The organism is Fictibacillus iocasae, assembly GCF_042665465.1.
Taxonomy (GTDB): Bacteria; Bacillota; Bacilli; order Bacillales; family Fictibacillaceae; genus Fictibacillus; species Fictibacillus iocasae.
The window spans coordinates 215,834-236,219 of sequence record NZ_JBHTCP010000013.1; the positions used below are offsets into that span (position 1 = coordinate 215,834).

16 protein-coding genes are annotated in these 20,386 nt (G+C 50.0%); 1 reads left to right on the forward strand and 15 read right to left on the reverse strand.

The window, feature by feature from the left end; translation table 11 throughout:
• Positions 1-55: 55 nt before the first annotated feature.
• The 9 genes from rpoE to ACFQPF_RS07790 all read right to left on the reverse strand — a co-directional run bounded on the left by rpoE (position 56) and on the right by ACFQPF_RS07790 (position 13,377).
• Positions 56-568, reverse strand: coding sequence for a DNA-directed RNA polymerase subunit delta (rpoE, locus tag ACFQPF_RS07750; protein ID WP_379748250.1), 513 nt, complete (start codon positions 566-568; stop codon positions 56-58).
• Positions 569-1,273: 705 nt separating this feature from the next.
• On the reverse strand, positions 1,274-4,537 hold the full coding sequence (icmF, locus tag ACFQPF_RS07755) for a fused isobutyryl-CoA mutase/GTPase IcmF (protein ID WP_379748252.1): 3,264 nt from the start codon (positions 4,535-4,537) through the stop codon (positions 1,274-1,276).
• Between the two features lie 2 nt (positions 4,538-4,539).
• Positions 4,540-5,166: a TetR/AcrR family transcriptional regulator gene (locus tag ACFQPF_RS07760; RefSeq protein WP_379748254.1), complete on the reverse strand. Its 627-nt coding sequence runs from the start codon at positions 5,164-5,166 to the stop codon at positions 4,540-4,542.
• Positions 5,167-5,169: 3 nt separating this feature from the next.
• A complete protein-coding gene (gene meaB, locus ACFQPF_RS07765) occupies positions 5,170-6,126 on the reverse strand; it encodes a methylmalonyl Co-A mutase-associated GTPase MeaB (protein WP_379748256.1) in 957 nt (318 codons plus the stop codon).
• Positions 6,127-6,138: 12 nt separating this feature from the next.
• A complete protein-coding gene (locus ACFQPF_RS07770; RefSeq protein WP_379748259.1) occupies positions 6,139-7,281 on the reverse strand; it encodes an acyl-CoA dehydrogenase in 1,143 nt (380 codons plus the stop codon).
• Positions 7,282-7,624: 343 nt separating this feature from the next.
• Positions 7,625-8,764, reverse strand: a complete 1,140-nt coding sequence (locus ACFQPF_RS07775) for an acyl-CoA dehydrogenase (protein ID WP_379748261.1) — start codon at positions 8,762-8,764, stop codon at positions 7,625-7,627.
• A 36-nt stretch (positions 8,765-8,800) separates the two neighbouring features.
• Positions 8,801-9,655 (reverse strand): 3-hydroxybutyryl-CoA dehydrogenase, encoded by an 855-nt coding sequence (locus ACFQPF_RS07780; RefSeq protein WP_379748263.1) that lies wholly within the window; start codon positions 9,653-9,655, stop codon positions 8,801-8,803.
• Between the two features lie 14 nt (positions 9,656-9,669).
• Entirely contained in the window at positions 9,670-10,845 is a 1,176-nt protein-coding gene (locus ACFQPF_RS07785; RefSeq protein WP_379748265.1) for an acetyl-CoA C-acetyltransferase, read from the reverse strand.
• A gap of 420 nt (positions 10,846-11,265) precedes the next feature.
• Complete coding sequence (locus ACFQPF_RS07790) at positions 11,266-13,377, reverse strand: (Fe-S)-binding protein (protein WP_379748267.1); 2,112 nt, start codon at positions 13,375-13,377, stop codon at positions 11,266-11,268.
• 272 nt (positions 13,378-13,649) lie between these two features.
• On the opposite strand from ACFQPF_RS07790, the gene uvsE reads away from it, so the two are divergent.
• Positions 13,650-14,600 (forward strand): UV DNA damage repair endonuclease UvsE, encoded by a 951-nt coding sequence (gene uvsE, locus ACFQPF_RS07795; protein ID WP_379748269.1) that lies wholly within the window; start codon positions 13,650-13,652, stop codon positions 14,598-14,600.
• A gap of 90 nt (positions 14,601-14,690) precedes the next feature.
• Here the strand turns inward: uvsE and ACFQPF_RS07800 are convergent, their stop codons facing one another.
• The 6 genes from ACFQPF_RS07800 to ACFQPF_RS07825 form a co-directional block, all read right to left on the reverse strand.
• Positions 14,691-15,830, reverse strand: coding sequence for a zinc-dependent alcohol dehydrogenase (locus ACFQPF_RS07800; RefSeq protein WP_379748271.1), 1,140 nt, complete (start codon positions 15,828-15,830; stop codon positions 14,691-14,693).
• Positions 15,831-16,074: 244 nt separating this feature from the next.
• Positions 16,075-16,734 carry a hypothetical protein gene (locus ACFQPF_RS07805; RefSeq protein ID WP_379748273.1) on the reverse strand — a complete coding sequence of 220 codons (660 nt, stop codon included), beginning with the start codon at positions 16,732-16,734 and terminating at the stop codon, positions 16,075-16,077.
• A 479-nt stretch (positions 16,735-17,213) separates the two neighbouring features.
• Positions 17,214-17,384 carry a XapX domain-containing protein gene (locus ACFQPF_RS07810; RefSeq protein ID WP_379748275.1) on the reverse strand — a complete coding sequence of 57 codons (171 nt, stop codon included), beginning with the start codon at positions 17,382-17,384 and terminating at the stop codon, positions 17,214-17,216.
• 103 nt (positions 17,385-17,487) lie between these two features.
• Positions 17,488-18,045, reverse strand: coding sequence for a DUF4825 domain-containing protein (locus ACFQPF_RS07815; protein ID WP_379748277.1), 558 nt, complete (start codon positions 18,043-18,045; stop codon positions 17,488-17,490).
• A gap of 185 nt (positions 18,046-18,230) precedes the next feature.
• Positions 18,231-19,901 carry an arginine--tRNA ligase gene (gene argS / locus ACFQPF_RS07820; RefSeq protein WP_379748279.1) on the reverse strand — a complete coding sequence of 557 codons (1,671 nt, stop codon included), beginning with the start codon at positions 19,899-19,901 and terminating at the stop codon, positions 18,231-18,233.
• Complete coding sequence (locus ACFQPF_RS07825) at positions 19,898-20,374, reverse strand: YwiB family protein (RefSeq protein ID WP_379748281.1); 477 nt, start codon at positions 20,372-20,374, stop codon at positions 19,898-19,900. The genes argS and ACFQPF_RS07825 overlap by 4 nt, the downstream gene beginning before the upstream one ends.
• Between the last annotated feature and the right edge of the window lie 12 nt (positions 20,375-20,386).

Here is a 20,386-nt window from a genome sequence, read left to right on the forward strand (position 1 = left end):
GATGGACAGTGAAATAAAAAGACCGCCCTATTAACAGGGTCGGTCATTTTATCGTTTATTCTTCGTCCTCTAAGTCTTCTTCATCAGCGAGTTCTTCGTCGTCTTCGAGTTCTTCTTCATCTTCTTCATCGAAGTCTTCGTCTTCGTCTAGGTCCACTGCGTCATCATCGTCGTCTTCAGCCGTGAACTCATCGTCGACATCAAGCTCATCGAAGTCTTCCTCAAAGTCCTCATCGTAATCGTCGAAGTCTTCGTCATCGACCATCTTTTTGCGCTTAACCGGCTTGTTCGTCGCACCGAGCTCTTCTTCTGAGCTCTCGAACGGATACCAAGCTTTCAAGCCCCATTTGTTGTCGCCCAGTGAAACATAGCGGCCGTCAATGTTGAGATCTGTATAGAAAAATGCCAAGCGCTTGTGAAGTTCTTTTTCTGGAACTTCCTTTAGATCTGCGATTCGTTTCACGAGATCGTTAAACTGCACAGGCTGTTTTTCTTCTTTTAAAATTTCGTACGTGATTTCAACCATGGACATTTCCATGATCTCTTCCTTGGAATAAGCTGTCATCATACCCCTGCCCGCACTTCCTTTCCTTCTCTACCATCATATATCTTATGCATGTATGCGCATTCTAGAGGATTCATACTCCCCATTATAAACAAATTTTAAGAGCTTATGCAAAATAAAATTACAGACAATGATTGAAAAATAATTCGCTCTTGTAGTTTTTGTTAGATTTCTACGAAATCATAGAAGAAGTTGATCTGCGTTACAGGTGCACGCTTTCCGCGGGGCGGGCAGAAAAGCAGTAACGGCTCGTTCAGCCCCGACAAGCAAAAGAGCAAGAGGGCGGTAAGTCGTTCTTTGACTTATTGGACTCTTGAACTTTTGACCTCGAGGGGCTAGCCGTTTCTGCTGGACAAGGTGAGCCCTTTTGTCGCTACGCGCCTTTAAAAGGTCTCACCTTCCCACTCGTCCCGCAGGATAAGGAGGGCGACGCAGCAAGACATCAAACGCAAGAAAATGTGCCTTTCATTTTCGAGGAGTCGGCACCTTTCACTCCGTTCAACTTAGTCAATGAAGGATTCAAAGATGTTAAGTCAATCAAAGTAATGCTTGAAGTAACTGAATCTAATACTTTTAAAATAATTACTAAACCAGTAAAGAGTACCGCAAGTATAAATGGGGGTACGGTACCTCATGCTGAAAACCTTATGGTGACTGGGATTTTCAACTGCTGTACCGTACCCCCAAAAAGGTACACTCTAAAAAATGTTACATGTTTCTTCTATATTTTCCGCCGACTTCGTAGAGGGCGGATGTGATTTGGCCTAGTGAGGCGTATTGGACGGTGTTCATGAGTTCTTCGAAGATGTTGCCGCCTGATAGTGCAGTGTTTCTTAAGCGCTGTAAGGCTTCTGCTGATTTGTCAGCGTGCTGCTGTTTGAACGCTTCCAGGTTGGCGATTTGCTGTTCTTTTTCTTCTTTTGTTGCACGTGCGAGCTGCATGTTGAACTCTTCGTCAGATGGCGGGTTCGGGTTCAGGTAGGTGTTCACGCCGATGATCGGGAAGGAGCCGTCGTGCTTTTTCATTTCGTAGTACATCGACTCTTCCTGTATCTTTCCGCGCTGATATTGTGTTTCCATCGCGCCGAGCACGCCGCCTCTTGCGTTGATGCGTTCAAACTCCTGCAGCACCATTTCTTCAACCAGATCCGTTAGCTCCTCGATAATGAACGATCCCTGCAGCGAGTTTTCGTTGCGGGCAAGACCGAGTTCTTTTGTGATGATCAGCTGGATCGCCATCGCGCGTCGTACGGATTCTTCCGTTGGCGTCGTGATCGCCTCATCATACGAGTTCGTGTGCAGTGAGTTGCAGTTGTCATACAGCGCCATTAACGCCTGCAGGGTCGTGCGGATATCGTTAAAATCGATTTCCTGTGCGTGCAGTGAACGTCCAGATGTTTGGATATGATACTTCAGCTTCTGGCTGCGCTCGTTCGCGCTGTATTTATCGCGCATGACGGACGCCCAGATGCGGCGTGCCACACGGCCGATGACCGTATACTCCGGATCAAGTCCGTTTGAGAAGAAGAACGACAGATTTGGTGCAAAGTCATCGATCTTCATGCCGCGGCTCAAATAGTACTCCACATACGTGAAGCCGTTCGCGAGCGTGAACGCAAGCTGTGAAATAGGGTTCGCTCCCGCCTCCGCGATATGATAGCCCGAGATTGAAACGGAATAATAGTTGCGCACTTGATGGTCGATAAAATATTGCTGAATGTCGCCCATCATGCGAAGCGCGAACTCGGTCGAGAAGATGCACGTGTTCTGTCCTTGATCTTCTTTTAAAATATCCGCCTGTACCGTACCCCTTACAGAGGATAGCGTGTGTGCCTTAATTTCAGCTGTTTCTTTTTCATCAGGCGCGCGGCCGTTTTTCTCTTCAAACGCTTTTAGCTGCTGGATGATGGCTGTGTTCATGAACATAGCAAGGATGATCGGCGCCGGTCCGTTGATCGTCATCGAGACTGATGTGCTCGGTGCGATCAGATCGAATCCGTCATACAGCTTTTGCATGTCTTCGAGCGTACAGATGCTCACACCGCTCTCGCCGATTTTCCCGTAAATGTCCGGGCGGTAATCCGGATCTTCGCCGTAAAGCGTGACGGAATCGAACGCTGTGGACAAGCGTTTCGCATCATCGTCCTTGGACAGATAATGGAATCGGCGGTTCGTGCGTTCAGGCGTTCCTTCTCCCGCAAACTGGCGCTTCGGGTCCTCGCCTTTACGCTTGAACGGGAACACACCTGCTGTATATGGGAAGTAGCCTGGAACGTTTTCTTTCATTACCCATTTCACGATCTCGCCCCAGTCCTCGAACTTTGGCAGCGCCACTTTCGGGATATCGAGCCCTGACAAGCTTTTCGTCGTCAATTCTGTGCGGATTTCTTTGTCGCGGATTTTCGTGACAAGCTCTTTTCCGCTGTACATTTCTTTGAGCTTCGGCCAGTTTTCGATCGTCTTTTTCGTTGATGGCAACAGGTTTTCTTCTACCTTTTCGCGCGTCGATTGAAGCGCTGCAACGACCTCGTTGCCTGCCGCGTCATATTCTTTTATCGTTTCAAGCGTGCCTGCGAGCTGGAAGCTTTTGCGGGCGAGCTTTGACTGTTCTTCAACCGACGCATGATAGCGGCGAACGGTTTGTGAGATATCATTCAAATATTGCGCACGTTCGCCAGGGATGATGACGTTTTTCTTCGCCGTCATCGCGTCTGCCGCTGACTGCACACCCCAATCAACTCCGCATTTTTCCTGAATCGTACGGATGAGCGCGGAAAACAGGACGTTCGTTCCTGCGTCGTTAAACTGTGACGCGATTGTGCCGTATACAGGCATCTCGTCCAGGTCACGCTCGAACCATTGGCGTGAGCGCTGATATTGCTTTTTCACATCGCGAAGCGCGTCCTCGGATCCTTTTCGCTCAAACTTGTTGATCGCGATCAAGTCCGCATAGTCAATCATGTCGATCTTTTCAAGCTGTGACGGCGCACCGAACTCGCTCGTCATCACGTACATCGACACATCGGAGATCTCGGTGATACCCGCATCACCTTGCCCGATGCCGCTCGTTTCGACGATGATCAAATCGAAGCCAGCCGCTTTTGTGATGGTGATGGCATCCGCCACTGCCGCAGACAGCTCAGAACGTGAACCGCGCGTTGCCAGACTGCGCATATACACACACGGATGATAGATCGCGTTCATGCGGATACGGTCTCCTAAAAGCGCGCCGCCTGTTTTCTGTTTCGTCGGGTCGATCGAGATAATCGCAACCGTCTGATCCTCCAGCTCATATAAAAAGCGTCGCACAAGCTCGTCAGTGAGCGAGCTTTTCCCTGCTCCGCCTGTACCTGTGATACCGAGCACCGGAACTGTCTTTTGCAGAGATTTTACTTGATCGAGAACATTTTCAGCTGTTGCCGCGATTTCTTCTGGTGCCGTTTTCATGTTCTCCGCAAGCGTGATCAAGCGCGCGACAGCACGGGAATCACGCTCAGCGAGCTTCTCTACCTCATCCGTCAAGCTCGTTACCGTCGCAAAGTCACACTGCTCCATCATAAAATCGATCATGCCCTGCAGACCGCGGATGCGTCCGTCCTCTGGCGAGAAGATGCGCGTCACGCCGTACGCGTGCAGTTCTTTTATTTCCGGCGGAATGATGACGCCGCCCCCGCCGCCGAACACTTTTATATGACCGGCGCCTCTTTCTTTTAACAGATCGATCATGTATTTAAAATATTCGACATGTCCGCCTTGATATGAGGAAATCGCGATTCCTTGTACATCCTCCTGAATCGCTGCGCTTACCACTTCTTCTACCGACCGGTTATGGCCGAGGTGGATGACCTCTGCACCGCTGCCCTGCAAAATGCGGCGCATGATGTTAATGGAGGCATCATGGCCGTCAAACAAGCTGGATGCTGTCACAAAACGAACGTGATGCTTTGGTTTGTACATCGCTGATTGGCTCATCGCTATCCTTCCTTTCGTATCCCATCGAATAATAATCTCACTTGGATGTTCGTATATTCTTCGAGTGAATAAAGCTTTTGCAGTATCCACCGCCTGAACGTCCACATTTGCCCTTGAATGAGGATGTTATTAGCAGCCGCTTTGATTTCTTGTTTTGTGAGTGACAGCTCTCCGCTCTCGCTCGCCTGCAGCAGCAGATCCTCGAACATCGCCGTCATCTCGATCTCTTTTTTCAGCACGTACGGCAGAGCTTCGTGAGAGAGTGATTTCACTTCCTGATACATGACAAGCACCTCGTCCTGCATCTCGTCCATCACTTTAAAATAGGCGGTGACCGCAGCACGCACGTCTGCAGCCGAGCTGCCGGATGACGAAATTTCCTCGTTCAGCCGGTCTTTTACGCCGTCATAAATGCTGTCGCAGACGAGGTATAAAATATCTTCCTTCGAACGGATATATTCATACAGCGTTCCGATGCTGAACCCCGAGGCTTTCGCGATCTCACGTGTTGTGGTGCGGTGAAAGCCGTTTTCTTTAAAAAGAGAGACCGCTGCCTTCACCATCTCTTCCCGCCGCTTTTTGATCAGTTTTTCGTCCTTTACCAGCGACGGCACTTCTTTTCTGCCCAAGTGCTATCCCTCATTTCCGGCTTTCCATTGTGACTTGCCTTTCATGATGCTCTCAGCTGCTGAGTAAGGGTTCATCTGTCCTTGTAAAAGCGGCTGCAGCCAGGAAAATCCTGCTTCTTCCTCCTGCTGCCATATCCGCTGATACAGTTCATGCTGCACGACCTCGATCACTTCACGATGCAGATTCTCTTTTCGGCGCCTCTCCCCTTCACCGCTTTGATGGAGATAGTGGCGGTGAGCGGTCATTGCGTCCCAAAGCTCCTCGATGCCTTTGTTCTCGGTCGAGATCGTCTGGATGACCGGCGGGCGGTAATCAGCGTCGTGCTTTACGAGGTCAAGCATCGCCTCGATCTCGGCGAGCAGCTTCGGGACTCCCGGCATATCCGCTTTATTCACGGCAAACAAGTCCGCGATCTCCATGATTCCCGCCTTGAACACTTGAATCACATCGCCGCTTCCCGGGTTCAAAACGACCGCTGTCGTATGGGCGAGCTTCATAATATCCAGCTCCGACTGCCCGACACCGACCGTTTCGATCAAAATCACGTCAAAACCGTACGCGTCCATGAGCCTGACCGTTTCCTTCGCCGTTCGCGCGAGGCCGCCAAGGCTGCCGCGCGTCCCCATGCTGCGGATAAAGACGCCGCTGTCGGTGAAATGCTGCTCCATCCGCACTCTGTCACCAAGAATGGCCCCGCCGCTGAAAGGACTCGTCGGATCGACCGCAACCACTCCGACCGTCATCCCTTTTTTCCGCAAAAGAGAGATGAGCCGGTTCACGAGCGAGCTCTTGCCAGCGCCAGGCGAACCGGTGATGCCGATCCAGTGCGCCCCTTTTTGCAGCGGATAAATGCTTTTGAGAAGGTCCAGCTTATCCGGCGCGCTGTTTTCAACGAGCGTGATGGCCCGGGCTAAAGCGCGCTCTTCTTTTTGCTGAATTCGAGCTGCTAAGTGGTGCATCGCGGCCACCTATTAATCTTTCAGCAGCATTTTGGAAATAACGAGTCTTTGAATCTCCTGCGTTCCTTCATAGATCTGGGTGATCTTCGCGTCTCGCATATAACGCTCGACCGGGTAATCCTTCGTATAGCCGTAGCCGCCGAACACCTGCACTGCGTCTACCGTCACTTCCATCGCGATATCGCCCGCGAACAGCTTCGACATCGCCGATTCTTTTCCGTACGGCATGCCTTCTGATTCTCTCCACGCCGCCTGATAGGTTAACAGTCTGGCCGCTTCAATTTTTGTCGCCATGTCAGCGAGCTTAAATCCGATTCCTTGGTTCGCGCCAATCGGCTTGCCGAACTGCTTGCGCTCTTTCGCGTAGCCAGTTGCCGCATCAAGCGCGCCCTGCGCGATCCCAACGGCCTGCGCCGCAATTCCGTTTCGTCCGCCGTCAAGCGTCATCATCGCGATTTTGAAGCCTTCTCCTTCTTTTCCAAGAAGGTTCTCAGCCGGCACACGGCAATCTTCGAAAATGATTTCTAACGTCGGGGATGAACGGATGCCCAGCTTCTTTTCTTTCTTTCCGAACGAAAATCCTGGCGTCCCTTTTTCGACGATAAAAGCCGAAACGCCTTTATATCCAGCTTCGATATCGGTTCTGGCAAACACAACATAAATCTCCGCATCGCCTGCGTTCGTGATGAAAATTTTCGCACCGTTAATGATATAGTGATCGCCGTCACGTTTAGCCACTGTTTTCATGTTGGATGCATCAGAACCCGATCCCGCTTCCGTCAGGCCGTATGCGCCGATTTTCTTGCCTTCCGCCATCGGACGAAGAAATTTCTGCTTCTGCTCTTCGTTACCGAACTTGTAGATCGGCCAGCCGCAAAGCGACGTATGCGCCGAAAGCGTCACACCGACCGACGCGCATACACGCGACAGCTCTTCAACCGCGATCACGTATCCGAGGTAGTCTCCGCCAATCCCGCCGTACTCTTCCGGCCACGGAATGCCGCAAAGGCCCAGCTCGCCCATCTGATCAAAAATCGCACGGTCAAAACGCTCTTCCTCATCACGCTCAGCCGCTGTCGGCTCCACTTCATTCTTCGCGAAATCGCGAACCATCTTACGAATCATCTCATGCTCTTCAGAAAGCTTAAAAAACATACTAGTCACCAGCCTGTTCTATTTGATTTAGTGTTCTAATGGTTTGTTGGGGTCCGCCGCGCGTGGCGCGGGACCTTGGGATGACGCTTCAAGAGACTTCATTTTGATTTATTTGCGAATCTTGGAGGTTTATTTGCAAATTTGAGCTGTTTATTTGCGAATCTGACAAGTTTATTTGCAGCTCAGAAAATTTATTTACACGAGCAAAATTTGTTTATTTTTCGACACGTTTTCTTGCGCCGACACTTATTTATTTGCAGCTTGGTTGACCGAGGCACCCCCGGGGTCCGGTACCGAAGTACCGGATCCCGGCTATTCCCGACTACCCCGACTGTTTTTTCAATCACCTCAGCAAATCCTTCGAGATCACGATGCGCTGAATCTCGCTCGTGCCTTCGTAGATCTCGCATACCTTTGCATCGCGGAACAGCCGCTCGACCGTATAGTCTTTTGTGTAGCCGTAGCCGCCGTGCACCTGCACCGCTTCGATTGCTGATTTCATCGCAGTCGTGGAAGCGAAGAGCTTTGCCATCGATGCTTCGGTTCCGCACGGCTCGCCGAGTGACTTCAGGTTTGCTGCGCGGTACGTGAGAAGCTTTGCCGCTTCCACTTCCGTCGCCATATCGGCGAGCTTGAATCCGATGCCTTGCTGGGCACCGATCGATTTTCCGAACTGCTTACGTTCCTTCGCGTACGCGACCGCCTGCTCTAACGCCGCTTCGGCGATGCCGAGCGACTGTGCTGCGATGCCGATGCGGCCTGCGTCGAGGTTGCTCATTGCGATCTTGAATCCGATTCCTTCCTCGCCAAGCAGATTCCCCACCGGCACTTTTGCGTTATCGAACACAATCTCGCACGTGTTCGAGCCGTTCATCCCCATCTTCTTCTCTTTTTTGCCGACAGAGAATCCTGGTGTATCTTTTTCCACTATAAAAGCCGATATGCCGCGGCTGCCTTTATCCGGGTCAGTCGATGCGAACACGATGTAGATGTCCGCCTCGCCCGCATTCGTGATAAAAATCTTTGAGCCGTTCAAGACATAATGATCGCCCTGGCGCACCGCTCTCGTCTTCAAGCTTCCTGCATCAGAACCGGCTCCCGGCTCTGTTAATCCGAACGCTCCTAAGTACTCTCCACTCGCTAATTTCGGGATGTATTTTCTCTTTTGCTCTTCATTCCCGAAGTAAAGGATCGGGTTCGTCCCGACACTCGTATGAACGGACAGAATAACACCTACCGTCGCGCTTACTCTGGACAGTTCATTGATCGCGATAATATACGATGTAAAATCCATACCTGCGCCGCCGTATTCCTCAGGAATCGGAATGCCCATCAATCCGAGCTCTGCCATCTTATCGATGATGTCGCGCGGAAACTCGTCACTCTCATCCATTTTCTCTTGTATAGGGGCAATCTCTTTCTGCGCAAAATCGCGGACCATCTTCTGCATCATTTTCTGTTCTTCCGTAAAGTTAAGATTCATAGCCTCTCCACCTCTTCTTCCCTCAACCGCCATTAATTAAGATTGGTAGTCGTAAAACCCTTTACCGGATTTCTTGCCGAGCCAGCCGGCCTTCACATATTTCCGGAGCAGCGGGCACGGACGGTATTTATCGTCGCCAAATCCTTCATGCAGCGTTTCCATAATGTACAAACACGTGTCCAGTCCGATAAAATCAGCAAGCGTCAGCGGTCCCATCGGATGGTTCATTCCGAGTTTCATAATTTCATCGACCGCTTCAGGTGTTGCCACCCCTTCGTACACTGCGAAAATCGCTTCGTTGATCATCGGCATCAAGATGCGGTTAGAGATGAAGCCAGGGAAATCGTTCACTTCTACCGGCACTTTGGAAAGCTTGCGCGAAACATTTTCGATCGTTTCGTACACGTCGTCTGCCGTCTGAAGGCCGCGGATGATCTCAACGAGCTTCATGACCGGAACCGGGTTCATGAAGTGCATGCCGATCACTTTTTCAGGACGCTTTGTGGAAGCCGCGATCTCTGTGATCGGAAGCGAGGAGGTGTTGGACGCGAGAATCGCATGTTCCGGTGCGAACTCATCGAGAATCTTGAACAAGTTCGTTTTCACTTCCATGTTCTCCACGACCGCCTCGATGATCAGGTCGCATTTTTCTGCGTTTTTCAGCTCGGTTGAAGAAGTGAGGCGCTCGAGCACGGCGGTTTTCTCGTCCTCCGCCATACGCCCTTTTTCCACTTGGCGGGAAAGGTTTTTCTGAATAATGCCCATTCCTTTTTCAACGAACTCTTCCTTCAGGTCGTGCAAATACACGCTGTAGCCAGCCATCGCGCACACTTGGGCAATGCCAGATCCCATCTGTCCTGCGCCGATTACCATGATTGTTTGAATGTTCATCTATACGCCTCCCTTTATTTCACTTCTACTAAAATCGCGTCGCCCTGGCCTCCGCCGCTGCAGATCGATGCGATGCCAAGACCGCCGCCGCGTCGCTTTAATTCATGAACCAATGAAACAACGATTCTCGTTCCACTCGCTCCGATCGGGTGTCCGAGAGCAACCGCGCCGCCATTCACGTTCACCTTTTCCAAATCGAGACCTGCCAGCACAGAGCTTGATAGCGCGACTGCCGCGAACGCTTCGTTAATTTCAAAAAGGTCGATCTCTTCTAGCTTTCTGCCTGTTTTCTTTAAAAGCTCGTTAATGACGAGTCCCGGTGTTTTCGGGAAATCCTTCGCTTCGACCGCAATCGCTGTATGTCCGAGGATCGTTGCGAGCACTTCTTTTCCTTCGCTCTGCGCGCGCTCCTCGCTCATGACGACAACAGCAGCCGCACCGTCATTGACGCCAGGTGCGTTTCCGGCTGTGATCGTGCCGTCTTGTGAGAAAACCGGCTTAAGCTTTGACAAGGCTTCGATCGACGAACCTTTTCTCGGTGATTCGTCCACTGCAACCGTGATTGGGTCGCCTTTTCGCTGCGGCACGTGAACCGGAACGATCTCATCGGAAAATTTTTCAGCCGCTGCTAACGCCAGCTCGTGACTGCGCAGTGCCCATTCGTCTTGCTTTTCGCGGGAAATCTCCAGCTCTTTCGCTACATCGTTGCCGTAGATGCCCATGTGAACCCCGGTGAACGAACACGTCAGGCCATCGTGCGTCATCATGTCTTTCACTTGGCCGTCGCCCATTCGCAAGCCCCAGCGAGCTTTCGGAAGGATGTAAGGCGCGTTGCTCATCGATTCCATTCCGCCTGCTACGATGATGTCCTCATCGCCCGTGCGGATGATCTGGTCGGCCATCGTGATGGCGCGCAGTCCTGATGCACACACTTTATTGATCGTTTCGGTCTTCACTTCCCAAGGAATGCCGGCTTTCTGCGCCGCCTGACGTGACGGAATCTGGCCTTGCCCCCCTTGAAGCACGTTGCCGATGATGACTTCATCAACCGCTTCAGGTGCAACACCCGCGCGGTTAAGAGCTTCTTTAATGACAATGCCGCCAAGATCTGATGCGGTTAATGAACTTAAACCTCCGCCAAACTTCCCGATCGGTGTACGCACACCGCTGACAATGACAGAACGAACCATGATAGATGACCTCCTTAAGATATTTTAAAAAGATGAAAGCAGTTGGTTTCCGTTACAGGCGCACGCTTTCCGCGGGGTGAGCGGTGAGCCCTTCCGTCGCAAGCGCCATTGGATGGTCTCACCTGTCTCACTCATCCCGCAGGATAAGGAAGGCGACGCAGCAAGACATCAAACGCAAGAAAATGTGCCTTTCATTTTCGAGGAGTCGGCGCCTTTCACTCCAACCAACTTTTCACAGATATTTTAAAAATTTCTTGAAAGCTTCCTCAGTGGGATATATTGATAACGCTTACAAAACAATCGTTGACCATTGAAATAATGTAAACGAATGAGAGCTATTTACCGAGCGAACGCTCAGTCGATGGTTAACGTGCAGGAAACCCATGGCTACAACGGTCCATGGGGTTCCTGCTCGTTTTATTAGTGAAGCACTTTTTCTTTTGCGTCGCCGAACAGCGATTTTTCGAGAATTTCTACTACATCCAATGTTTGGACGCGGTCTTCTACTTCCTTCGCTTTCGTTCCGTCGCTCAGCATCGTTAAGCAGAACGGGCATCCGCTTCCGATCATGGTCGGGTTCACGGCCAAAGCCTGCTCGGTACGGGCGACGTTCACACGTGATCCCGCTTTTTCCTCGGTCCACATGAGTCCTCCGCCGGCGCCGCAGCACATTCCGTTTTGGCGGTTGCGGTCCATCTCGACGAGTGTGACGCCAGGAATTGCTTTTAAAATATCGCGTGGCGGTTCGTACACTTCGTTATAGCGGCCAAGGTAGCACGAATCGTGGTACGTGATCGTCTCTTTTACCTCATGCTGCGGCTTGATGCGGCCTTCTTTGATCCACTGTGCAAGGAGCTCGGTATGGTGGTACACCTCTGCTTCAAGACCGAATTCAGGATACTCGTTTTTAAACGTATTGTACGCGTGAGGGTCGATCGTGATGATCTTTTTCACGTTATGCTTTTCGAAAAGCGCCACGTTCGCTGTAACCATCTCTTGGTAAAGGAACTCGTTGCCAAGACGGCGCGGCGTGTCGCCGGAGTTCTTTTCCTTGTTTCCAAGAATCGCGAACTTGATGTTGCCTTCGTTCATGATCTTCGCAAGTGAGAGCGCAATCTTTTGGCTGCGGTTGTCGTAAGAGCCCATCGAGCTGACCCAGAACAGGTACTCGAACTCTTCTCCCGCTTTTTCCATCTCTTTGACAGTCGGGATGTGGATGTCATCACGAAGGTCGCGCCAGTTCTCGCGCTCTTTCTTCGAGATGCCCCATGGGTTCCCCTGCTTTTCGATGTTCTGGATCGCGCGCTTCGCATCGCTCTCCATCTTTCCTTCAGTTAAAACAAGGTAACGGCGCATGTCGATGATCTTATCGACGTGCTCGTTCATCACCGGACACTGGTCTTCACAGTTACGGCATGTTGTACACGCCCAGATTTCTTCTTCTGTGATGACGTCGCCGATCATGGACACATCGTAGCCGGCAGCAGCCGTTTCCTGTGCACCCTCCCCGCGTGATGCGTAAGCGAGCTGGTTGCCTGTTGTGTCAGCGAACGCATAGGCCGGCATCCAAGGTGTGCGGGATGTGACGACGGCTCCTTTTTCAGTTAAGTGATCTCGAAGCTTCACGATCAGATCCATCGGAGACAGCATTTTTCCTGTGCCGGTCGCCGGACAAACATTCGTACAGCGCCCGCACTCTACGCATGCGTAAAGGTCTACGAGCTGCTTTTGATTGAAGTCTTCTATTTTATTCACACCGAAAACTTCCTGAGACTCGTCTTCGAAATTAATACTCGACAGCTTACCTACTTTATCTCGGCGGCCAAGCCAAACGTTAAGCGGCCCGGCAATCAAGTGTGCATGCTTGGACTGCGGCACGTACACGAGGAACGTAAGCAAGAATAACAAGTGAATCCACCAGCAGATAAAGAAGATGACAGCGGCTCCTGTTTTCCCAACAAAGCCGATCAGGTAAGCGAGCCCTGACGCGATCGGTGCTGTCCATTCGAACGGCAGGTCGTGCCAGATGATTTCTGCCGCGTTGCCGAGCAATACCGACAGCATGAGACCGCCGATAAAGAGAAGGACGAGGCCCGATTTAAAGCCGCGCTTCAATCGGACGAGCTTCTCCACATAACGGCGGTAGAACGCCCAGACGACCGCGACGAGAATCATGAGCGTCACGATTTCCTGGAAGAACGTGAATCCTGGGTACAGCGGGCCTAGCGGCAAATGCGAGCCAGGCGCGAGCCCTTTCCAAATGAAGTCGATGGCTCCGAACTGCACGAGGATGAAGCCGTAAAAGAACATCACATGAATGATTCCGCTCTTTTTATCTTTTAACAGTTTCTTTTGTCCGAAGACGTTGATGAGTACAGCCTTGATTCGTTCCTGTACCGTATGATCGAACTCCACTTTTTTGCCCAGCTGAATAAATTCGTAGCGCGTTTTGAGAAGATGTGCGAACAAATAAAAAGCGTAAGCGGTTACAAAGATGAAGGCAATCCAATTGATTAGCTGCAACGTGCTCATTGCGTGGTCTCTCCCTTCCTATTCCTATCCTTTTTCCCTGTAAAAATACGGTTCTAACACATAATTCTAAAAGCATTAAATTTTCTGACTTCAGTATATCATAAAGTAAACTGAATGAGCATTCAGTCATTTATTTTTTTATAAAGTTTTTTTAGTCATGCTGCGGCTGCAATATGGAAACAATATGCATAAGCGAACTGTTCGGAATAAGGCATCAGACCAGCTGAATACGTATTTTTTTGTTACACTTTTTGAAGAAAGGGGATGAAGGAATGCTCGTATCATTCGGTTTTGTTTCGACAGCACTGGAGCTGCACGACGCATCGCCCGCCAAAACGATGACGTACGCGACCTACTCGAAGCGCGATCCTGAACTGCGGATGCAGCAGCTGATCGCCATCACGAAAAAGAATCTGGAAAGCACATTGCGGGTGCTGCACTATTGCGTCGCCCACCAGCTGCCGCTGCATCGGATGTCGTCATCTATCGTGCCGCTCGCGACACATCCTGATGTGAACTGGGATTATTTAAAACACACGCACAAAGAGTTTGCAGAGATCGGCAAGCTCATTAAGAAGTACGGACTGCGCACGAGCATGCACCCGAACCAGTTCACGCTGTTCACGAGTCCGAGAGAAGAAGTCACGCAAAACGCGGTAAAGGATCTGCAGTACCATTACGATATGCTTTCCGCGATGGGAGTCGCAGATACCAGCTATCTGAACATTCATGTTGGCGGTGCTTACGGCGACAAGGACGCTTCTCTTCAGCGCTTTTATGAAAATATTAAAACATTGCCGGTTACGATCTTAAAAAGGCTGACGCTTGAGAACGATGATAAAACGTTTCATGCGGCCGAGACGCTCGACGTGTGCGAAAAGCTCGGTGTGCCGATGATGTATGATTATCATCATGATCAAGCGAACCCGTCGATTCCACTATCGGAAATTTTGCCGCGTTTCGTGAAAACGTGGGAAGGCACCGGCCGGCCGCCGAAAGTGCACCTTTCATCGCCGAAGACCGAAAAGCAATACCGCAGCCATCATGATTTTGTCAGCCTTGACTATGTGCTTCCGTTCTTTAAGGAAGCCGCGAATCATACCGATTACTTGGACGTGATGATCGAGGCAAAGGAAAAAGACCGTGCCGCACTGAAGCTGATCGCCGAGCTCGAAAAAGTGCGCGGCTTCAAGCGGATCACAGGCGGGACGATCTTGATGTAAAGCCCGGGGTCCGGTACGCCCACCATGAAAGAGCCAGCATAGCAGGCTTCTAATGGAGGGAGTACCGGACCCCGGTTTTGCGATTTTGGTTTACGGCTTCAGCACGACCTTGATGCACTCGTCTTCGTGGTCGTTGAAGGTTTTGTACATATCCGCGGCCTGATCGAGCGGCACGCGGTGCGTGATGATCTCGGTAGGGTCGAACTCGCGGTTCATGATCTTATCAAACAGCATCGGCATGTAATGGATGACCGGCGCCTGCCCCATCTTCAGCGTCACGTTGCGCTCGAAGATATTGCCGAGCGGGAACATGTTGTACATCGACCCGTACACACCCGTCAGCTGCATCGTTCCAAACTTCCGGACTGCGTTCAGCCCGATCTGAATCGCACTGATCGTGCCACCCTGCAGCTTCAGTTTCTGCTCGACCTTCTCCATGACCGATTTCTTCCCGTCCATCCCGACACAGTCGATCACGACATCTACCCCGCCGCTCGTGATTTCTTTAATGTGCATGCCCATGTCATCGTATTCATCAAAGTTGTACACTTCTGCATTGTTTTTCGTTTTCGCATGGTTCAGGCGGTACGCGAGGTTATCGATCGCAATCACTCGTTTTGCGCCTCGCATCCATGCGAATTTCTGCGCCATCAGCCCGACCGGCCCGCAGCCGAGCACGGCCACCGTGTCGCCTTCCTTCATGCCGGAGTTCTCAACGCTCCAATAAGCGGTCGGCAGGACATCAGACATGAAAAGCAGCGCCTCATCCTCAAGGTCACATGATTCTGGAATCACGAACGGCATAAAATTTCCATACGGCACGCGCAAGTACTCCGCCTGCCCGCCAGGATAGTTGCCATAGCGCTCCGTAAAGCCAAAATAGCCGCCCGTGTCATACTCTGGGTTTCCATTTGAGTTATCACACTGGCTTTCCATCTCATGGCTGCAATAGTGGCAGTGGCCGCACGCGATGTTAAACGGCAGCACCACGCGGTCTCCTTTTTTCACTTTTGTCACGTCTGGTCCGACTTCCTCCACGATTCCCATCGGCTCATGCCCAATCACATAGCCTTTTGATGTCGGCAGTGCGCCCTGGTAGATGTGCAGATCTGATCCGCATATGGCTGTTGACGTGATTTTGACGATGATATCATCCTTTTTCTGAAGCTGGGGATCCTCCACCTGCTTGACCTGAATGTCCTTTGTGCCTTGAAAAGTGACAGCTTTCATAACGGCCTCCTTATACTGGAATAATGTTCTATTCCCCTTGACGATGGGATTACTCGTTAACTAGACACTTTTAAGAAAAAACATTCAAGAACCCTATGATCACTTACATGGAGGATGTACCGCTACCTATCTGAAATCAAACATTTGCCGGCTTATATCCTATAAAACAGATCTATCAATCCCCATCATCCGTGCCAGCTAAAACACGTAAGGCTGCCCCGAACATACGGGACAGCCTCATTTTTTAATTTGCGCTTTTCATGCGTTCTTCTAGAAATGTAAATTTTCCAGCTGAAGGTCTCTCCTCCAGCACGGTCTCGTCCGATTTTCCTCTCAGCTGTTTTGCCGTCTGATACGCTTTTTCAACCCCGGCCAATATGAAATTTCCTGAAATGATGGTAAGTGAAAAAAAGATCATAGGAATGAGCGGTACCCAAGGATGAGCCATGAACGACTGATAATACATACCAAGCAGTCCTGTCCATTCATGAGAAATGGAATCTACTTCTCCTCCAAAAAAGACGATTGTCCCACCAAAAAACAGCTGCAGCACCCCAAGATGCACGAGGATGATCAAGGTCTGGACGAACTGCTGCATGAACAAGATCATCAATACTGGAAACAGCTGCCGAAAGACATGTTTCTTCAAAATATGGAGACCAGTTCCGCCGAGAATGCGGGACACCGAGACATATTCATCCCTCAGCAGCTGCTTCGTTTCGTTCGCGATAAAAAAGGCTACCGTGGGGACAGCGAGCAGAAAAAGGATAAAGAGTTCAAATCCAACTCGCTGATAAAACGGAGGCGGGATGGTCCCGTTTTCAAATGTGAGAACAGAAGATAAAAGAAAGTAGGCAATCATAGTCATCGGAACAACGGTGAAACTGTCAAACCAAGACTCCAAGTATGCATACCTTTTTTTAATAAACGTTCCAATCGCTAAGCCATCATTAATTTCAGCATGCTGTTCAACAGTTTCAGCCTAAGGTGCATGTTCTATTTATCCTCCTATCAAGCCCGTTATTCATGTGAACGATCACCAATAAAATAGATCGTATATAAAAATTTCACATAAAGCAGTGTCGGTTACTTCACTCTTAATCTGTATTCTGGATGTATGTAAAGAACGTCTTAATCGGTAGAGGGATTCAGGGGAGTGAGAAAAGGCAGACTGTGTCCCGGGACGTATCGGTTCAACCTCGATCTTCTTAACGTCACCAAAACCCCTTATAAATATGGTAACATATGTTAATTTTTTTAAAAAGCAAATTAACTCAACGGAACTAAAAAAATCAGGAGGAACATTCAAGTCCTCCTGATTTTTAAGCTTTCTTAACATGCAAAAAAACCTTTCTAACTATCGCTTTAGAAAGGTTTTGAGAACTATTTTAAGAAGGTGGCTGCCACCCAGCCGTACAGCTGGAAGCCGAGGTAAATGCCGACGATTCCGATAATGCCCGGCAAAGCAGGCGGTGCGGGAATAGGAAGCTTAAAAAGGGCGAACACGAACCCGACGATCAGACCCGTCAGCAAAGACAGCACATATATTTTCATCGTTATCACTCCTGCTTTGAGCTTTTTCTTCATACTATATCTCACTGTTAGACGGAATATCCCTGTTACGGCAATTATCGTAGAGCAGGCGGTTTGCAGTTGTTTATTTTAATGGAAAGGTACGGAAAAATTTCTGCCGCTCCTCTTGATTCAGCACCGTTTCCTTCACAATTTCTTCCTCCCACAGCTTTTCGTGTTCTGCATAGTGCTGGAGTGGATAGTTAAAATAGCCGTCGAGTTCTTCTCGTGTGATATGGAATGTCTGAGGTGTCTCCCCTTCCATTTCAATAGCCACTTCATCAGCGTTTGGTACGAGTATGAGAATGGCCGTACTGTTATAGAGAAGATTCTTTTTTATCGTATCGTTATTCAACCAATAATCCGAGAACTCTTCTTCCGTATAGTTGGAGCCATCCTTCCTGCCATAAACAACGCTGACAGAAGAATCCCCCAGTTTGATTTCTTTATACGTTTCGCCTCCAGGCAGTTCACTTACCAAAGAAATGATTTTCGAATGATCACCGACTTTTGTATCGCTGAACTTTGCTAAGTTCTCTGATTTTGCGGTTTGAACCGAAGAAATGTCTTCCTTTTCATTGCTTTCCTGACACCCTGTCAGCAGAACGGCTGCTATTATGAAAATACTTGCTATTCCTCTCATGATTGACCCATCCCTCTACAGTTTTTCTACTAATGGGAATTAATGTAATGATATCATACCACACCCTTTTCCAATCGTTATGAGACAATGGTCATTCTTTTGCACGAGACATGTCTCTCCTGCTTTCGAGCATACAAAAAAAAACGAATTCCGATGTGTATGGAATCCGTTTTTGAATAGGACTATTACATTCTCTCAGGCGCTTCAACACCAACTATTTTCAACGCGTTGGCAATCGTGATCTGTGTGGCTTTCATCAAAGCGAAGCGTGCTGTTGATTTTTCTTTGTTTTCTGCGTCTAGTACGCGCTCTGCGTTATAGAAGCTGTGCAGTGCAGATGCGAGCTCGAACACATAATTCGTTACACGGTGTGTGAGCAGCTTTTCTGCCGCTTCGTTAATCACGGCTGGGTACTCACCAAGCTTTTTCAGCAGCTCATACTCTTTTTCTGAATCCATGAGGCTCAAATTAATATCACCTTCATAGGATAAGCCCATCTCTTCGCCTTGGCGGAGCATGCTGCAAACGCGCGCGTGTGCGTATTGCACGTAGAATACTGGGTTCTCGTTCGACTTGGAAACAGCCAGATCCATATCGAAGTCAAGATGCGTGTCGTTGGAACGCATCGCGAAGAAATAGCGAGTCGCGTCTGTGCCGACTTCCTCCATCAGGTCGCGCATCGTCACGGCTTTTCCTGTACGCTTGCTCATCTTCACCTTTTCGCCGTTCTGGAAAAGAGACACAAGTTGAATGATCATGACATCGAGCTGGTCCTTGCTGTACCCAAGCGCCTCGACAGCCGCTTTCATACGCGGAATATAGCCGTGGTGGTCGGCTCCCCAGATGTTGATCAGTCGGTCGAACCCGCGTTCGAACTTGTCTTTGTGATACGCAAGATCTGGCGTCAAGTACGTATATGATCCGTCGTTCTTGATCAAAACACGGTCCTTGTCGTCGCCAAGGTCTGTCGAACGGAACCATGTGGCGCCGTCTTCTTCGTACACGTATCCTTTTTCACGAAGCTTATCAAGTGCCGGTCCGATCTTTCCATTTTGATAAAGTGATGTTTCCGAGTACCACACATCAAACGGAACACGGAACGCCGCTAAGTCCGTTTTAATCTTCTCCATTTCGCGCTCGAGACCGTACTCACGGAAAAATGCGAGGCGTTCTTCCTCTGGCATCGCCGCGAACTTGTCGCCGTGCTCTTTTGCGAGCTCTTGACCGAATCCGATAATATCTGCGCCATGGTAGCCGTCTGCCGGCATATCCTTTTCCTGGCCCAGCGCCTGGAAATAGCGCGCTTCGATCGACGCTGCCAGGTTATTGATCTGGTTGCCGGCATCGTTAATGTAGTATTCACGGGAAACGTCGTAGCCTGCCGCGTCGAGGATGTTGCAGATCGAGTCGCCGACTGCCGCGCCGCGCGCGTGTCCGAGGTGAAGCGTTCCTGTCGGGTTCGCGGAAACGAACTCGACCTGCACACGGCTTCCCTTTCCAAGATCCGTACGGCCGTAATCTGCGCCTGCCTTCAAGATGGTCGGCACGAGCTCGGTTAAGTACGAGTTATCCATGTAAAAGTTAATGAAGCCCGGACCCGCAATCTCCACTTTACCGATGGAAGCCTTTGACTTGTCGAAGTTTGCGACAATTTCGTCTGCGATCGCGCGCGGCGCTTTTTTCGCAATACGCGCCAGCTGCATCGCCATGTTCGTCGCGAAGTCGCCGTTCGCTTTGTCTTTCGGCGTCTCCAAAACGACAACCGGAAGCTCTTCTTTAGCAGCGAGTCCTGTTTTGACTACCGCCGCTTCGATCTCTTCCTTCAGCTGAAGTTTCACCTGATCTACTACATTCATGCTTTCGCCCCCTGAAATGCAATTTTTATCGTATGCTTGCCTGTATCTTCACCCTGCAGAACCAGACCGTAAGAAAGCAGCAAATCGCCTTCTTTCTTTTGCTGGTTATACCGGAAGTTCATCTTATCTGTCGTCGTTTCCATCCAAAGCTGGCCATACGGGCTGTCGTACATCCCTTTCGTCGTCTGGCCGATCAAAAATTTCTGTTTCATCGACACACTGCCTGAACGGAGGATCAGAATGCCGTCATTTGTGATCTTGATGACATTATTGACCGAACCGGCGCCTTCTATCACTTCTTTATATTGAAGATAAGTAGCCGATCCCTTATGAATCAGCGTCCCGTCTGTGTGGGTGTGATGCCTTTCAGCGTCATCGCCCATTTGAATCTCAGATTCGACGGTGACGGAGACCGGTATATTCGTATCTTGTTCCATGGCTGTCGACACTTCCTTTAATTCTTGCTTTAACATGCTACTCTATAA

What these genes read in the sequence shown, in the direction of transcription:
- meaB (WP_379748256.1), bottom strand. Translation starts at nt 6,126, where the DNA reads ATGCACCACTTAGCAGCTCGAATTCAGCAAAAAGAAGAGCGCGCTTTA.
- ACFQPF_RS07790 (WP_379748267.1), bottom strand. Translation starts at nt 13,377, where the DNA reads ATGAGCACGTTGCAGCTAATCAATTGGATTGCCTTCATCTTTGTAACC.
- uvsE (WP_379748269.1), top strand. Translation starts at nt 13,650, where the DNA reads ATGCTCGTATCATTCGGTTTTGTTTCGACAGCACTGGAGCTGCACGAC.
- icmF (WP_379748252.1), bottom strand. Translation starts at nt 4,537, where the DNA reads ATGAGCCAATCAGCGATGTACAAACCAAAGCATCACGTTCGTTTTGTG.
- rpoE (WP_379748250.1), bottom strand. Translation starts at nt 568, where the DNA reads ATGATGACAGCTTATTCCAAGGAAGAGATCATGGAAATGTCCATGGTT.
- ACFQPF_RS07800 (WP_379748271.1), bottom strand. Translation starts at nt 15,830, where the DNA reads ATGAAAGCTGTCACTTTTCAAGGCACAAAGGACATTCAGGTCAAGCAG.
- ACFQPF_RS07785 (WP_379748265.1), bottom strand. Translation starts at nt 10,845, where the DNA reads ATGGTTCGTTCTGTCATTGTCAGCGGTGTGCGTACACCGATCGGGAAG.
- ACFQPF_RS07815 (WP_379748277.1), bottom strand. Translation starts at nt 18,045, where the DNA reads ATGAGAGGAATAGCAAGTATTTTCATAATAGCAGCCGTTCTGCTGACA.
- ACFQPF_RS07770 (WP_379748259.1), bottom strand. Translation starts at nt 7,281, where the DNA reads ATGTTTTTTAAGCTTTCTGAAGAGCATGAGATGATTCGTAAGATGGTT.
- ACFQPF_RS07780 (WP_379748263.1), bottom strand. Translation starts at nt 9,655, where the DNA reads ATGAACATTCAAACAATCATGGTAATCGGCGCAGGACAGATGGGATCT.
- ACFQPF_RS07810 (WP_379748275.1), bottom strand. Translation starts at nt 17,384, where the DNA reads ATGAAAATATATGTGCTGTCTTTGCTGACGGGTCTGATCGTCGGGTTC.
- ACFQPF_RS07775 (WP_379748261.1), bottom strand. Translation starts at nt 8,764, where the DNA reads ATGAATCTTAACTTTACGGAAGAACAGAAAATGATGCAGAAGATGGTC.
- argS (WP_379748279.1), bottom strand. Translation starts at nt 19,901, where the DNA reads ATGAATGTAGTAGATCAGGTGAAACTTCAGCTGAAGGAAGAGATCGAA.
- ACFQPF_RS07825 (WP_379748281.1), bottom strand. Translation starts at nt 20,374, where the DNA reads ATGTTAAAGCAAGAATTAAAGGAAGTGTCGACAGCCATGGAACAAGAT.